The organism is Idiomarina sp. OXR-189, assembly GCF_034373425.1.
Classification (GTDB): Bacteria; Pseudomonadota; Gammaproteobacteria; order Enterobacterales; family Alteromonadaceae; genus Idiomarina; species Idiomarina zobellii.
Genome location: NZ_CP139706.1, coordinates 764,183 through 779,941 on the forward strand (window position 1 = coordinate 764,183; position 15,759 = coordinate 779,941).

The 15,759-nt window shown below is 47.0% G+C and carries 8 protein-coding genes, 2 tRNA genes and 3 rRNA genes; 12 read left to right on the plus strand and 1 reads right to left on the minus strand.

Features of this window, described 5'->3' with window-relative positions; all coding sequences use genetic code 11:
- The first annotated feature begins 20 nt into the window (after window positions 1-20).
- Together UM402_RS03725 and rplQ are read left to right on the plus strand one after the other, a co-directional pair.
- On the plus strand, window positions 21-1,010 hold the full coding sequence (locus tag UM402_RS03725) for a DNA-directed RNA polymerase subunit alpha (RefSeq protein ID WP_053954228.1): 990 nt from the start codon (window positions 21-23) through the stop codon (window positions 1,008-1,010).
- Between the two features lie 39 nt (window positions 1,011-1,049).
- On the plus strand, window positions 1,050-1,451 hold the full coding sequence (rplQ, locus tag UM402_RS03730; protein ID WP_053954229.1) for a 50S ribosomal protein L17: 402 nt from the start codon (window positions 1,050-1,052) through the stop codon (window positions 1,449-1,451).
- Window positions 1,452-1,503: 52 nt separating this feature from the next.
- Here rplQ and UM402_RS03735 read toward each other — a convergent pair whose 3' ends face one another.
- Window positions 1,504-2,289 carry a hypothetical protein gene (locus tag UM402_RS03735; protein WP_058576151.1) on the minus strand — a complete coding sequence of 262 codons (786 nt, stop codon included), beginning with the start codon at window positions 2,287-2,289 and terminating at the stop codon, window positions 1,504-1,506.
- 475 nt (window positions 2,290-2,764) lie between these two features.
- Between UM402_RS03735 and UM402_RS03740 the strand changes: the two genes are divergently transcribed.
- The 10 genes from UM402_RS03740 to UM402_RS03785 all read left to right on the plus strand — a co-directional run bounded on the left by UM402_RS03740 (window position 2,765) and on the right by UM402_RS03785 (window position 15,733).
- Window positions 2,765-4,307, plus strand: a 16S ribosomal RNA gene (locus tag UM402_RS03740).
- Window positions 4,308-4,429: 122 nt separating this feature from the next.
- A tRNA-Ile gene (locus UM402_RS03745) sits at window positions 4,430-4,506 on the plus strand.
- Between the two features lie 115 nt (window positions 4,507-4,621).
- Window positions 4,622-4,697: transfer RNA gene (locus UM402_RS03750), tRNA-Ala, on the plus strand.
- Between the two features lie 218 nt (window positions 4,698-4,915).
- A 23S ribosomal RNA gene (locus UM402_RS03755) occupies window positions 4,916-7,799 on the plus strand.
- Window positions 7,800-7,907: 108 nt separating this feature from the next.
- Window positions 7,908-8,023, plus strand: a 5S ribosomal RNA gene (gene rrf / locus UM402_RS03760).
- Together the 16S, 23S and 5S rRNA genes with 2 tRNA genes alongside form the textbook arrangement of a ribosomal RNA operon.
- A 154-nt stretch (window positions 8,024-8,177) precedes the next feature.
- Window positions 8,178-8,444, plus strand: coding sequence for a DUF4212 domain-containing protein (locus UM402_RS03765; RefSeq protein WP_058579556.1), 267 nt, complete (start codon window positions 8,178-8,180; stop codon window positions 8,442-8,444).
- Between the two features lie 6 nt (window positions 8,445-8,450).
- Window positions 8,451-10,166, plus strand: coding sequence for a sodium:solute symporter family protein (locus UM402_RS03770; RefSeq protein ID WP_058579555.1), 1,716 nt, complete (start codon window positions 8,451-8,453; stop codon window positions 10,164-10,166).
- Window positions 10,167-10,238: 72 nt separating this feature from the next.
- Window positions 10,239-12,071, plus strand: a complete 1,833-nt coding sequence (locus UM402_RS03775; RefSeq protein WP_058579554.1) for a DUF294 nucleotidyltransferase-like domain-containing protein — start codon at window positions 10,239-10,241, stop codon at window positions 12,069-12,071.
- Window positions 12,071-12,712: a 3'-5' exonuclease gene (locus UM402_RS03780; protein ID WP_058579553.1), complete on the plus strand. Its 642-nt coding sequence runs from the start codon at window positions 12,071-12,073 to the stop codon at window positions 12,710-12,712. Before UM402_RS03775 ends, UM402_RS03780 begins: the two co-directional genes overlap by 1 nt.
- A 210-nt stretch (window positions 12,713-12,922) precedes the next feature.
- Entirely contained in the window at window positions 12,923-15,733 is a 2,811-nt protein-coding gene (locus tag UM402_RS03785; protein WP_058579552.1) for a TonB-dependent receptor domain-containing protein, read from the plus strand.
- Window positions 15,734-15,759: the final 26 nt, after the last annotated feature.

Consider the following 15,759-nt stretch of genomic DNA (forward strand, 5'->3'; position numbering starts at 1 on the left):
AAGCATAGAGAGAGGACACAATGCAGGGTTCTGTTACCGAATTCCTAAAGCCGAGGTTAGTCGACATCGAGCAAATTAGCCCGACTCATGCCAAGGTTACACTGGAGCCTCTAGAACGCGGCTTTGGTTATACACTGGGTAATGCGTTACGTCGCATTTTACTATCGTCAATGCCAGGTTGCGCAGTGACTGAAGTTGAAATCGACGGCGTGCTGCATGAATACAGCAGTAAAGAGGGTGTTCAAGAAGATGTCATCGAAATTTTGTTGAACCTGAAAGGGCTGGCAGTCAGCATCGAAGGTAAAGACGAAGCTACGTTGACCTTGAATAAATCCGGAGCAGGTCCTGTAACCGCAGGCGATTTCACTCACGATGGTGATGTAGAAATTGTTAATCCAGAGCACGTTATTTGTCACCTTACTGGTGATTACGAGCTTAACATGCGTGTTAAGGTCGAGCGTGGTCGTGGATACGTTCCTGCAGCATCACGTCAGTCAGCTGACGATGATGAGCGTCCAATCGGTCGTCTGTTAGTTGACGCTTCGTTCAGCCCGGTAGAACGCATCGCATACTCTGTAGATGCGGCTCGTGTTGAACAGCGTACTGACTTAGACAAGCTGGTTATCGAAATGGAAACCAATGGTACGTTGGATCCAGAAGAAGCGATTAGACGTTCTGCTACGATTTTGGCAGAACAGCTAGATGCTTTCGTAGAACTTCGTGATATCAGCGAGCCGGAAGAAAAAGAAGAGAAACCGGAATTCGATCCGATTCTTCTTCGTCCGGTTGACGACTTGGAATTGACTGTTCGGTCTGCGAACTGCTTGAAGGCAGAAGCGATTCAGTACATTGGTGACTTAGTACAACGTACCGAAGTTGAGCTGTTAAAAACGCCTAACTTAGGTAAGAAGTCGTTGACTGAAATTAAAGATGTGTTGGCATCACGTGGTTTGTCTCTGGGTATGCGCCTGGAAAACTGGCCACCTGCTAGCTTAATTGAAAACGACTAAGGTCACCTTAGTAAAAGATTTACTGAGAAGGGTATAGGTATGCGCCATCGTAAGAGTGGTCGTCAACTAAATCGAAACAGTAGCCATCGTCAGGCGATGTTCCGTAACATGGCAAGTTCGCTAGTTCGCCATGAGATTATCAAAACGACGTTGCCAAAAGCTAAAGAGCTGCGTCGCGTGGTGGAGCCATTGATTACATTGGCTAAACAAGACAGCGTTGCTAATCGCCGATTAGCTTTCGCACGTACGCGTGACAAAGAAGTCGTTGGTAAACTGTTTAATGAATTAGGCCCGCGTTATGAAGAGCGCGCAGGCGGTTACACTCGTATTATGAAGTGTGGCTTCCGTGCAGGTGATAACGCACCTATGGCTTACATTGAATTAGTTGATAGACCAGAAGTAGAAGAAGTTGAAGAAGTAGTTGAAGAAACTGCTGAGTAAACGGATTAAAAAGGCCAGCTTAAAGCTGGCCTTTTTATTATGCATTTTTCAATTATTTGTTATAAACAGCGGCTAACTCTTTTTGTTCCAAATGCCCCTTATCAACAAGCCACTGTAGTCTATCTTTGTCTAATCCAGAGTTTTTAGCTTCAACGGCTAGCAGTTTCCACTGTTCTTTAGAAATGTAAGCTTCAGATTCTGTTCCCCCCAGACTTGTGAAAAAGTCCTTTATACCATTTAGGACATAATCAGCCGATTCAGGGATAAGTTTTAACGTACCTATAACCGACGATAATAAGTTACCGGAAGCACTTTGATGGGTTGTCCTCATTATTGACTCAGAATATGAAGGATGGTTTTGCAGGGTAACAGTTATTAAGCTATCCGCCTTTTCCGGTGAGTGAGCAATAGCGAGAGATAAAATATCATCAATGTAAGCTGGCTCAGTTTCGATAGCTGTTTGAACTATCATTTCTGCATTGCCAGGGAAGTAGGTTAAAGCAGTTTCGACGACACTATAAGTGACAGCAGGTTCAGCTTGGATAGCTGCCATTATAATGGCTTTCTTCTTATTCGGCGTTAAATCGAAAGCAGCGGATACAATATAACTAGCGTGTTCTGGATAGTTATTAACAAGTATTCGCACGGTTCGCATTATTGATAAGTTTTTGTTTAAGTGATTTTCAATTATCGAGGTATAAGTCTTTAAAAGCTTTGCTTCTTTTGTTGATGACATTTGCGCTGAATTGGGCTCGGCAAATGATACTGACGGCAAGCCTGTTAGGGATATACCCAATACACTTAGCGCTAAAATATAATTATAGTAGTTACGGCGCATAGTTAGTTATTCCCCTTTAATTCATTTACAGACCTAATGTTTGAGTAATAAGTGTAATGACAGTTCAAGTAAAGATACACTAACTTAACATAGATGTTTAAAAAATCACCTTTTTTATCTTTTTTCTCCTTTCTAAAAAAAAGATCTTGAAAGGGCACAAAAGATCGCTATAATTCGCCGCCGTTGTCACGAGATACTCACTGAGTTGAGTCGGGCAACGGCGGTTTTGTCAGTCGGACAAAAAGTCCAGAAAAAGAGGTTGACGAAATCATCGGGACGTGTAGAATACGCCTCCCTGCTTCGGAAGAAGCAACGCTCTTTAACAACTATATCAAGCCAAGCAAACTGTGTGGGCACTTGCAGAAGTTACGCAAAACAGAAATATGTATTGCAACTTTTGAATGAGTGTTCAGCAAGGTTTCATTAATGAAGCTAAGCAAAAACGCGTAATTCATTGAGTTGATTGAACTACTTTTAATTGAAGAGTTTGATCATGGCTCAGATTGAACGCTGGCGGCAGGCCTAACACATGCAAGTCGAGCGGTAACAGAGAGAAGCTTGCTTCTCTGCTGACGAGCGGCGGACGGGTGAGTAAGACTTGGGAATTTGCCTTTAGGCGGGGGACAACCACTGGAAACGGTGGCTAATACCGCATAATGTCTACGGACCAAAGTGGGGGACCTTCGGGCCTCACACCTAAAGATGAGCCCAAGCGGGATTAGCTAGTTGGTGGGGTAAAGGCTCACCAAGGCGACGATCCCTAGCTGTTCTGAGAGGATGATCAGCCACACTGGGACTGAGACACGGCCCAGACTCCTACGGGAGGCAGCAGTGGGGAATATTGCACAATGGGGGAAACCCTGATGCAGCCATGCCGCGTGTGTGAAGAAGGCCTTCGGGTTGTAAAGCACTTTCAGTGGTGAGGAAAGGGTGATAGTTAATAGCTATCACAGTTGACGTTAGCCACAGAAGAAGCACCGGCTAACTCCGTGCCAGCAGCCGCGGTAATACGGAGGGTGCAAGCGTTAATCGGAATTACTGGGCGTAAAGCGTACGTAGGCGGTGTGTTAAGCTAGATGTGAAAGCCCCGGGCTCAACCTGGGAATAGCATTTAGAACTGGCACGCTAGAGTCCTGAAGAGGGTGGTAGAATTTCCAGTGTAGCGGTGAAATGCGTAGATATTGGAAGGAATACCGGTGGCGAAGGCGGCCACCTGGTCAGAGACTGACGCTGAGGTACGAAAGCGTGGGGAGCAAACAGGATTAGATACCCTGGTAGTCCACGCCGTAAACGATGTCAACTAGTTGTTCGTGTCATTAAGACGTGAGTAACGCAGCTAACGCACTAAGTTGACCGCCTGGGGAGTACGGCCGCAAGGTTAAAACTCAAATGAATTGACGGGGGCCCGCACAAGCGGTGGAGCATGTGGTTTAATTCGATGCAACGCGAAGAACCTTACCATCCCTTGACATCCAGTGAATTTTCCAGAGATGGATTAGTGCCTTCGGGAACACTGAGACAGGTGCTGCATGGCTGTCGTCAGCTCGTGTTGTGAGATGTTGGGTTAAGTCCCGCAACGAGCGCAACCCTTATCCTTAGTTGCCAGCACATAATGGTGGGAACTCTGGGGAGACTGCCGGTGATAAACCGGAGGAAGGTGGGGACGACGTCAAGTCATCATGGCCCTTACGGGATGGGCTACACACGTGCTACAATGGCGCATACAAAGGGCAGCGAACCTGCGAAGGTAAGCGAATCTCATAAAGTGCGTCGTAGTCCGGATTGGAGTCTGCAACTCGACTCCATGAAGTCGGAATCGCTAGTAATCGTGGATCAGAATGCCACGGTGAATACGTTCCCGGGCCTTGTACACACCGCCCGTCACACCATGGGAGTGGGCTGCACCAGAAGTGGTTAGTTTAACCTTCGGGAGAACGATCACCACGGTGTGGTTCATGACTGGGGTGAAGTCGTAACAAGGTAGCCGTAGGGGAACCTGCGGCTGGATCACCTCCTTACATTATTGCGCTAACTTTTGAGTAGGCAAAAAATTGCGTCCTGCATTTTTTGCATACCTCACATCCGTGTGAGTAAGTGTCCACACAGTTTGCAGGCTTGATATTAGAAAGAGAAGAAAACTGGGTCTGTAGCTCAGCTGGTTAGAGCGCACCCCTGATAAGGGTGAGGTCGGCAGTTCAAGTCTGCCCAGACCCACCATTTCTGCGCTGTGAACTGCGTTGCTGCGTCGTCGCATACTGGTGTATGCGTCCTCCTTGCGGCCTTGCCACAGCTTGAAATACCCTTGTCGGGGGTGGTCGAAAGGCCGATAATTGGGGCCATAGCTCAGCTGGGAGAGCGCCTGCCTTGCACGCAGGAGGTCAGCGGTTCGATCCCGCTTGGCTCCACCACTTCTTCTCTGGTAACCGTTAGCGTTAAGTGTTCTTGGTCAAGAACATTTACCGGTAACTTCGTGTTACACGCTCTTTAACAACATGGAAAGCTGATTGTAAATAAAGTAAGAAATGCCACTCTACTTGAACAAACCGTAAGGTAGAGGCGTATCGAACTTGTGTACAGCGAGAACAAACAATCTTGGTCATGTAGTCCAGACACCTTCGGGTTGTATGGTTAAGTGACTAAGCGTACACGGTGGATGCCTAGGCAGTTGGAGGCGATGAAGGACGTACTAACTTGCGATAAGCCATGACGAGGCAGTAAGAGCCACTTGAGTCATGGATTTCCGAATGGGGCAACCCACTGAGCTTGCTCAGTATCCGGCACTGAATAAAATAGGTGCCAGGAGGCGAACCCGGAGAACTGAAACATCTAAGTACCCGGAGGAAAAGAAATCAACCGAGATTTCCCTAGTAGCGGCGAGCGAACGGGAAGCAGCCCTTAAGCGTTACATGTGCTAACAGAATCTGTTGGGAAGCAGAGCCATAGACGGTGATAGCCCGGTATGTGAAGGCGCATGAAACGTGAAAACGAGTAGGTCGGGACACGTGTTATCTTGACTGAATATGGGGGGACCATCCTCCAAGGCTAAATACTCCCAACTGACCGATAGTGAACCAGTACCGTGAGGGAAAGGCGAAAAGAACCCCGGCGAGGGGAGTGAAATAGAACCTGAAACCGTGTACGTACAAGCAGTAGGAGCGGACGTGTTCCGTGACTGCGTACCTTTTGTATAATGGGTCAGCGACTTATATTTTGTAGCAAGGTTAACCGTATAGGGTAGCCGTAGGGAAACCGAGTCTTAACTGGGCGCTCAGTTGCAAGGTATAGACCCGAAACCGGGCGATCTAACCATGAGCAGGTTGAAGATTGAGTAACATCAATTGGAGGACCGAACCCACTTATGTTGAAAAATGAGGGGATGACTTGTGGCTAGGAGTGAAAGGCTAATCAAGCCCGGAGATAGCTGGTTCTCCCCGAAATCTATTTAGGTAGAGCCTCGGACGAATACCATTGGGGGTAGAGCACTGTTTGGGCTAGGGGGTCATCCCGACTTACCAACCCCATGCAAACTCCGAATACCAATGAGTACTATCCGGGAGACACACGGCGGGTGCTAACGTCCGTCGTGGAGAGGGAAACAACCCAGACCGCCAGCTAAGGTCCCAAAGTTATGGCTCAGTGGGAAACGATGTGGGAAGGCACAGACAGCTAGGAGGTTGGCTTAGAAGCAGCCACCCTTTAAAGAAAGCGTAATAGCTCACTAGTCGAGTCGGCCTGCGCGGAAGATGTAACGGGGCTAAGCCATACACCGAAGCTGCGGCAGCAACTTGTTGCTGGGTAGGGGAGCGTTCTGTAAGCGGATGAAGGTGGTTCGAGAGGACTGCTGGACGTATCAGAAGTGCGAATGCTGACATGAGTAACGATAATGGGAGTGAAAAACTCCCACGCCGGAAGACCAAGGTTTCCTATCCCATGCTAATCAGGGTAGGGTAAGTCGGCCCCTAAGGCGAGGCGGAAACGCGTAGTCGATGGAAAACAGGTTAATATTCCTGTACCGATGTTCATTGCGATGGGGGGACGGAGAAGGCTAGGTGAGCGCGGCGTTGGTAGTCCGCGTGAAAGTGCGTAGGCTGAGGGTTTAGGAAAATCCGGACCCTTAAGGCCGAGACACGAGACGAGCATCTACGGATGCGAAGTCATTGATGCCCTGCTTCCGGGAAAAGCCTCTAAGCTTCAGATGAACATTGACCGTACCCCAAACCGACACAGGTGGTCAGGTAGAGAATACTAAGGCGCTTGAGAGAACTCGGGTGAAGGAACTAGGCAAAATAGTACCGTAACTTCGGGAGAAGGTACGCCGCTGATGGTGATTGACTTTTCGTCATGAGCTGTTGGCGGTCGCAGTGACCAGGTGGCTGGGACTGTTTATTAAAAACACAGCACTGTGCTAACACGAAAGTGGACGTATACGGTGTGACACCTGCCCGGTGCCGGAAGGTTAATTGATGGGGTTAGCGTATGCGAAGCTCTTGATCGAAGCCCCGGTAAACGGCGGCCGTAACTATAACGGTCCTAAGGTAGCGAAATTCCTTGTCGGGTAAGTTCCGACCTGCACGAATGGTGTAACCATGGCCACGCTGTCTCCACCCGAGACTCAGTGAAATTGAAATCGCAGTGAAGATGCTGTGTACCCGCGGCTAGACGGAAAGACCCCGTGAACCTTTACTACAGCTTGGCACTGAACATTGAACCTACATGTGTAGGATAGGTGGGAGGCTTTGAAGCACTGGCGCTAGTTGGTGTGGAGCCATCCTTGAAATACCACCCTTGTATGTTTGATGTTCTAACATTGGCCCCTAATCGGGGTTGTGGACAGTGCCTGGTGGGTAGTTTGACTGGGGCGGTCTCCTCCCAAAGAGTAACGGAGGAGCACGAAGGTTGGCTAAGTACGGTCGGACATCGTACGGTTAGTGCAATGGCAGAAGCCAGCTTAACTGCGAGACAGACACGTCGAGCAGATACGAAAGTAGGTCATAGTGATCCGGTGGTTCTGAATGGAAGGGCCATCGCTCAACGGATAAAAGGTACTCCGGGGATAACAGGCTGATACCGCCCAAGAGTTCATATCGACGGCGGTGTTTGGCACCTCGATGTCGGCTCATCACATCCTGGGGCTGAAGTCGGTCCCAAGGGTATGGCTGTTCGCCATTTAAAGTGGTACGCGAGCTGGGTTTAGAACGTCGTGAGACAGTTCGGTCCCTATCTGCCGTGGGCGTTTGAGAGTTGAGAGGAGCTGCTCCTAGTACGAGAGGACCGGAGTGGACGAACCTCTGGTGTTCGGGTTGTCATGCCAATGGCACTGCCCGGTAGCTATGTTCGGAATCGATAACCGCTGAAAGCATCTAAGCGGGAAGCGAGCCTCGAGATGAGCTCTCACTAGCACTTTGAGTGCTCTGAAGGGTTGTTGAAGACGACGACGTTGATAGGCGGGGTGTGGAAGCGTAGTAATGCGTTGAGCTAACCCGTACTAATTGCCCGTGAGACTTAACCATACAACACCGAAGTTGTTTGAGACGTTACGCACAAGCGAGCGACTCTGCTAAGCGGCAAGAGAGTGGCAGATTACTTAGAATCAGTTTTTTATGTTGTGACAGTTTATGTCTGGCGGCCATAGCGGTGTGGCACCACCTGAATCCATCCCGAACTCAGCAGTGAAACACACCAGCGCCGATGGTAGTGTGGGGTCTCCCCATGCGAGAGTAGGACACCGCCAGACTTCAAATAAATAACCCCGGTGCAAATGCATCGGGGTTTTTTTGTATTTAAATTTCAAGCTACGACCAAAGTCCAATTCCCTCATTTAACAAACCCTCCTACATTTGTTAGCGACCCAATAACAATATTAATTTGAACAACTGGAGGGGACGTTTATGGCATTTGAAAGTGAAGATCATGCCAAAGCGTACTGGAAAGAAAACCTAGGCTTAATGTTAAAGCTATTAGTGGTCTGGTTTATCGTTTCTTACGGCTTTGGAATCATATTGGTGGATGTGCTTAACGAGATAACCTTTTTCGGCTTTAAGCTTGGATTCTGGTTCGCTCAGCAAGGCTCCATTCTTACCTTCATCGTGCTTATCTTCATTTATGTAAGAGGCATGGCCAAACTCGATAACAAATACGCAGTTCACGAGGACTAGTGCGCTATGGATATTCAAACGCTAACATTTATTATTGTCGGCCTGACCTTCGCGTTATATATCGGTATCGCAATTTGGTCTCGTGCCGGATCGACAAACGACTTTTACGTTGCAAGCGGTGGTGTACACCCTGTTGCTAACGGCATGGCAACAGCCGCTGACTGGATGTCAGCAGCATCTTTCATATCAATGGCTGGTATTGTCGCCTTCGCAGGTTACGATGGCTCAGTCTATTTAATGGGTTGGACAGGCGGTTATGTACTGCTTGCAATGTGTCTTGCTCCATACCTACGTAAATTCGGTAAGTTCACTGTCCCGGATTTTATTGGTGATCGTTACTACTCACAAACTGCACGTACTATTGCGGTATTGTGCGCTATTCTTATCTGCTTCACTTATATCGCAGGTCAGATGCGTGGCGTTGGAGTCGTATTTTCACGCTTCCTGGAAGTTGATATCGCGACTGGCGTTATTATTGGTGCGATCATTGTGTTCTTTTACACCGTTTTAGGTGGAATGAAAGGTATTACCTATACACAGGTTGCTCAATACGTTGTATTGATGTTCGCTTATGTTGTACCGGCGGTATTTATTTCACTATTAATGACCGACCATTTCTTACCTCAAACAGGTTTCGGAGGAACAATAGCCGGAGGTGTTCCCGGAGAAGGGCAATATCTTCTGGAAAGGCTAGACGGTCTCTCCCAAGAGCTGGGTTTTGCTGCATATACAGAAGGTGTACGCAGTAAAATAGACGTATTCTTTATTACAGCAGCATTAATGGTTGGTACCGCAGGCTTGCCACACGTGATCGTTCGTTTCTTCACAGTACCAAAGGTACGCGATGCACGTCGTTCAGCATTTTGGGCTCTGACTTTCATCTCAATTGTTTACCTAACAGCTCCTGCTATCGCATCTTTTGCGAAAGTGAATATCTTCAACACAGTCAACGGACCTGACTTACAAGGTGTTGAGTATGAAAACGCACCAAGCTGGGTTAAGAATTGGGAAAAAACCGGTCTAATTACCTGGGAAGACAAAAATGAAGATGGCAAGATGTTCTACTCGGGCGATGAACGCAACGAGATGACTATCGACCGTGACATTATGGTTTTGGCTAACCCGGAAATTGCAGACTTACCGGCATGGGTTGTGGCGCTCGTAGCCGCTGGTGGTGTGGCTGCAGCTCTATCGACCTCCGCAGGCTTATTGTTGGTAATATCGACATCGGTTTCGCATGACTTATTGAAGCGAAATTTGATGCCAAACATTACCGATAAGAAAGAGCTCCTCTATGCGAGGGTTGCGGCTGCAACAGCTATTATTATCTCTGTTTACTTTGGTATTTACCCGCCCGGCTTCGTGGCGCAGGTGGTCGCCTTTGCGTTCGGCTTAGCCGCAGCAAGCTTCTTCCCTGCGATAATTCTGGGTATCTTCCATAAGCGCATGAACCGTCAAGGTGCTGTTGCAGGTATGGTTGTGGGTATTCTATTCACCTTCTGCTACATTGTATTCTTTAAGTTTGTATCGCCAGAACTGAACACGCCTGAATACTGGCTGTTTGGTATCTCGCCAGAAGGCATAGGTACTCTGGGTATGATTATCAACTTTGTAGTTGCAACAATCGTACACAAAGCAACAGGTGACGCTCCTGAAGACATTCAGGAATTGGTTGAGTCAATACGGTATCCGAAAGGATCCGGTGAAGCTCAGTCTCACTAAGTGCTTTTTGACTAAGATAAGCCCAGCCTAAGTGCTGGGCTTTTTTAACTGTAAGTAAGGACGAAAACCATTATGGAAGCGTCTGAATTTTTAAAGCAATGCCCACCATTTGATGAGTTAAAAGGCGAGCACCTGAGTTGGGTTATTTCGCAGCTGCAGTCGGTTTATTTGAACGAAGAGAACTGCAATGACGTTATGACCTCAATGAGACCTGCATTATTTATAGTGCGGTCGGGAATTTTTGATCTGCGTGATGCCGACGGTGAACTTATCGAGCGTCTGGAAAGTGGGGACTTATTTGGTTACCCATCGTTGTTAACTGGTCGAGAAATTACTAACCGTCTAAAGACATTAAAAGACGGAATAGTTTACGTATTACCAGAGCACGCGTTCGATCGTCTTCGAAAAACCTCAAAACCATTTGAGCAGTATTTTATCAAAGCCCATGGGCAACGTTTATTAACTGAACGAAAAGCGAACACCACCTCTGACTCAGACTGGAGTCAACAAACGGTGCGCTCTATTGTTTCCAAAGCGCCGATTAGTTTAAGCAGTGAAACCCCCGTCCAGGATGCCGCTAAACTCATGTCGCAAAGCGGAATTTCGTCCGTCCTGGTTGTAGACGATAATCAACTGGTTGGAATTTTAACCGACAGGGATTTACGAAACCGTGTTATTGCAGAGGGGCTGCCTTTAGACATAAGAGTTTCAGCAGTTATGACTCAATTACCTGAGTCAGTAAACGAAAACCGTTCCTTAATGGATGCACTGACGGTTATGACGTCGAGTAATATCCACCATCTACCGGTGGTAAATGACAATAATCAGCCGGTTGGAATGATAACCGCAACTGACTTAATACGTCAGCAGCGTAGTGATCCTGTTTTTCTGATAAGCGCTATTCGCAAGGCGACAAGCAAAAAGCAGTTAATAGAGGAAGCTGCGAAGTTACCCGATTACCTGCAAACTTTTGCCAGCCGAGTAAAACAAACCTCGGTATTAGGCCGGCTGATGGCTTCAGTGGCAGACGGAATGACGCGTCAACTGATCAAATTGTACGAGCAAGAGCACGGTGCTGCGCCTGCCGCATACAGCTGGCTGGCATTCGGTTCTCAGGGGAGAGAAGATCAAACGTTAAGCTCCGATCAGGACAACGGTTTATTGCTAAGTAACGGTCTCTCAAAATCGCAAAAAGAGTGGTTTGCCGGCCTGGGCGAATATGTGTGTGAAGGCTTGGGAGAGTGCGGTATTCCTTTATGTCCAGGCAATATTATGGCATCTAACCCCGAGTGCCGAGGTACCATTGATGAGTGGAAGGAAAAATTCAACGGTTGGATAAATAGCCCAACTCCCAAAGCGCTCATGTACTGCCAAATATTCTTCGATAGTCGACCAGTTATGGGTGAAGGTCGCTTTTATCAAACTTACAGAGAAGAAATAGCCAAGTTGGCCAATAACGATATGTTCTTAGGAAACCTTGCTATTTTAGTCAATAAGATACAAGTGCCCTTAGGTCTGTTTAACCGACTACGGACTTCTGATGCCGATGGTGAAGACACCATTGATATAAAACGCTATGGAATTGCGTTAATTAACGATATTGCGAGAATTTATTCATTAAAAGAAGGACTGATAGTTCCAGGTACTGTAGCGCGTTTAAAAGCCTTGCAAAAAAGTCGTCTGCTAAATTCAAAAGACAACCAATCACTGCTAGAAGCATGGGAGTTTTTGACCCAGCTACGACTCAATCATCAACTGAAAGTGTGGGGAACCGACAAGCCTAAAAACGCTATTGATCCTGATAAACTCAGCACGCTTTCAAGACGGCAACTGAAAAGCGCGTTTCGTATTATAAAAGAAGCACAGCAAGGCGTTGGATTAAAGTTCAGTAGGCAGGGCTATTAATGGCCAGTTGGTTACAACACCTCGCGAATTGGTATGACCGTCGACAACAATTGAAGCAGCCTTGGCAGCAGCTTAGATATGTTGCTTTGGACATTGAAAGTACAGGCTTGAGTCCGACTAAGCATGACATATTGTCAATTGCCTGGGTCAGCATTCAGCCACCGGCAATACAACTTGGTAACGCTCAGTATCATGTATTTGCCCATGGACAGGACATCGATTTAGGACAGAGCCCAATCATTCACGGTCTGACAAAAGACGACTTTATTCACAGCTCAGACCCGAAACAGACCTTTGCAATGTTAAGCCGCGCGCTAAACGATGCGGTTATGGTGTGTCACCACAAAGGCATGGATTGGGGGTTCTTAAAGCAAGTTGAAAAAGTGTACGGTATTCCTATGAAACCGCTCGCTGTATTTGATACTTTGGCATTCGAGAAAAAGCAGCTTGAAAAAACGGAAGGTGCTGTACGAAAAGGCTCCCTCACGCTGTCAGCTTGCCGCGGACGCTATGGACTGCCTGACTATCGCTCACATCATGCACTCACCGATGCAGTCGCCTGTGGCGAGTTGTTTTTGGCGCAGGGGTACTCTGTTAATGAAAGCGAATTAACTGCGAAACATCTGTTACTAAAAAGGTAACCAATGTTAAATCTATTAATATATTAGACTGATTAATAAACATTCTGTTTGTTTAACAATCGAACAAACAAACCTCCTCAATAAAACCTCTGTAAAGCCCTTGAAAAGATTCCCCCTGAGAGTTAAAAGGTTAACCCCCTGTTAAGGGATCAGGTTGCTTTTCGCCAATCAAGCAACGTTAAAAAAATAAATGTTCCAGGGAGTAATCTCATGAATAACAAACTGTTTCGTCGCAGCATGACTGCGCTTGCGGTTGCGTCTACGTTATCGTTTCCTGCGGTAGCGCAAGACAACGCATCTGAAAATAATATTGAAAAAATAGAAGTAACAGGCTCGCGCTTAAGCCGAACCAATATGGAAACTCCGGTTCCGGTAACGGTTATTGGTCGCGATGACATTGTTCAAACGGGCGCTATCAACGTAGCACAGGTTTTGAATATGTCGCCAGTAGCCATTGCTGGCTCAGATCAGTCTAACTCCGCGTTTAGTACAACAACCGTTGGCTTGAACACAACTGAACTGCGTAACATGGGTGCTGCGCGAACTCTAGTTCTTGTAAATGGTCAGCGTTTTGTTTCGGGCGTTGATCCGTCAACAGGTTACGCAGTTGACTTGAATGCAATTCCAACAGCGATGATAGAGCGTATTGAAATCCTGAAAAGTGCGTCTTCGGCAGTTTATGGTTCTGATGCCGTTGCTGGTGTTGTGAACATTATTACCCGTAAAGATTTCGAAGGTGTTGAGGTTAACGCTCAAGCCGGTATTTCAGGTGAGCATGATCGCCAAACTCAGAATATCAACTTCACAACGGGTAAGGATTGGAACGGTGGTAACGCTTGGTTCTCATTCGGTATTGACAACGACGAAGGCTTGAAGTCTACGGATCGTGAATTCTCAGCGGTAGACCGTGCAATCCTCTTGGATGAAAACGGAAGTGAATATGTTGGCGAAGTGCTTTCTTCATATCCTCCTCAAGGCCGCATCACAACAGCAAATAATAGTTACAACGGTGACGGAACTGAGTATTCAGGCGGTTTTAATCGCGCAAGCGCTCGACAGTTAGTAACTCCACTAGAACGCCGTTATGTTGCTGCTGAAATTCGTCAGAGTCTGGCAAGTGACTTTAGTGTGTTCGGCTCTGTGCATTGGAACTCTGCAGAAACTCAAGGTTCTACAATTGAGCCAACACCATTTAATATTGGCGAAGACCTTTGGATGAACCATCGTGTCGAACAGCCTATTGATGGAATGAGCGTATACTCTCCGCTAGTACCTGAGTTATTGCGTCAGAACTTATTAGCTGAAGGTATTGATAACCTAAATGAAACTACGTTTGTGCGCCGTATGAGCGAGTTCGGAACGCGTTCTACAGACGTTACGCGCGACACACTACGTATTGCTTCTGGCTTCACTTACGACATTAACTACAACTGGACTTGGGACACATACATGACCTGGGGTCGTACTAACCAAGAGCAGTTAAATGGTGGTCAAATCAATACTGACCGCGCACGTTTGGCTCTGGATGTAGTGGAAGACGCAAATGGGAACTTAGTTTGTGCCGATCCTATTGCTCGTATGCAAGGCTGTGCGCCTCTGAACTTGTTTGGAGAAAACAGTGTTTCAGCAGCTGCAGTTGATTATATTTCAACTCCAGCAAAAGCAACCGGTACCGCAGAGCAATTCGTTGTGCAGAGTGTTGTTTCAGGTGATCTGCCAATTGAACTAGCTGGCGGCTTTGTAGGTTTAGCGGGTGGTCTTGAGTACCGTGAAGAAAAAGGTACTTATAGTCCAGGCGATTTAGCTCAAACTGGCGCTTCTAGCACAAACCGCTCTGAGCCAACTGATGGCCGTTTCGATACTAAAGATATTTTCTTTGAAACACGTCTTCCAGTACTAATGGATCTGTCTGTAGATTTGGCTGCGCGTTACTCTGATCACTCAGCTTCTGGTTCTGCGACGACCTGGAACCTTGGTACTGAATATGAGCCAATCGATGGCGTTAAATTACGTGCATCAGCGGCAACTGCTATCCGTACGCCAAACATTTCGGATTTATACTCTGGAGCCGGCGAAACATTTGCGGGTGTTACAGATCCGTGTGTTGACGTAACTGCAACGACAACGGGCAATATCGCAGAAAACTGTCGCTCAATTGCTTCAGTAAATAACCGTGTTCAGGCAGATGGCTCGTTTACGCTTACGCAAGCTGAAGCGCAAGGTACCGGAGGTATGATCGGCGGCAACCCTAATGTACAGGAAGAGACAGCAGATACTTACAGCGTAGGTGCTATCTGGCAGATTACTGACGACCTTTCAGCAACTGTTGACTACTATGACATAAAAGTAGAAGACGCGATTGCCATTACGGGTCGCTCAACTGTCCTTCAGCGTTGCTACTCAGTTAGTCCTGAAAACTTTGATGCTAGCTGTAACGATCAAGTATTCCGTAGCTCTGATGGTGTGCTTGTAGACGTAGATAGCAGCTCATCAAATGAAAACATCATTAGCACTTCAGGTGTTGACCTTGAGTTGAACTATCGCACTCAAGTTGCGGATGGTCAGTTTGCTGCGGATTTAATTTGGAACTACATTGACGAGTATTCAATTGAGTCAATTTACGACGGAAGCGTTGAAACTTATGAAGGTTCAATTACAACGCCAAATCATCGTGCAAACTTAAACTTGAGCTATGCTCTCAATGATCTGACATTCTCTTGGAGAATGCGTTATTGGGACAGCGCTAAAGACTCAACAAATGGCTACAACTATAACTTTACGAACTTTGCACCATTAGAAGAGTTCAACAACGTAGGCTCAGTGACTTACCACGATATTTCTGCTGGTTATGTCATGAACGATAACTACGAGTTCACTTTTGGCGTTCGTAATGCGTTTGACAAGAAGCCTCCAATGTTGCCTCAGGGTACAGTAAGTGGTGGGACAGGTATCAATACTGCTTCTGAAGCATACGATGTTACAGGTCGTTATTACTTTGCTGGCGTAACAATGCGCTTCTAAGCACGTTTCTTAAAGCGTTAGATATA

Excerpts from the sequence above, each read along its gene's own strand:
- UM402_RS03725 (WP_053954228.1), top strand. The coding sequence starts at position 21 with ATGCAGGGTTCTGTTACCGAATTCCTAAAGCCGAGGTTAGTCGACATC.
- rplQ (WP_053954229.1), top strand. The coding sequence starts at position 1,050 with ATGCGCCATCGTAAGAGTGGTCGTCAACTAAATCGAAACAGTAGCCAT.
- UM402_RS03735 (WP_058576151.1), bottom strand. The coding sequence starts at position 2,289 with ATGCGCCGTAACTACTATAATTATATTTTAGCGCTAAGTGTATTGGGT.
- UM402_RS03765 (WP_058579556.1), top strand. The coding sequence starts at position 8,178 with ATGGCATTTGAAAGTGAAGATCATGCCAAAGCGTACTGGAAAGAAAAC.
- UM402_RS03770 (WP_058579555.1), top strand. The coding sequence starts at position 8,451 with ATGGATATTCAAACGCTAACATTTATTATTGTCGGCCTGACCTTCGCG.
- UM402_RS03775 (WP_058579554.1), top strand. The coding sequence starts at position 10,239 with ATGGAAGCGTCTGAATTTTTAAAGCAATGCCCACCATTTGATGAGTTA.
- UM402_RS03780 (WP_058579553.1), top strand. The coding sequence starts at position 12,071 with ATGGCCAGTTGGTTACAACACCTCGCGAATTGGTATGACCGTCGACAA.
- UM402_RS03785 (WP_058579552.1), top strand. The coding sequence starts at position 12,923 with ATGAATAACAAACTGTTTCGTCGCAGCATGACTGCGCTTGCGGTTGCG.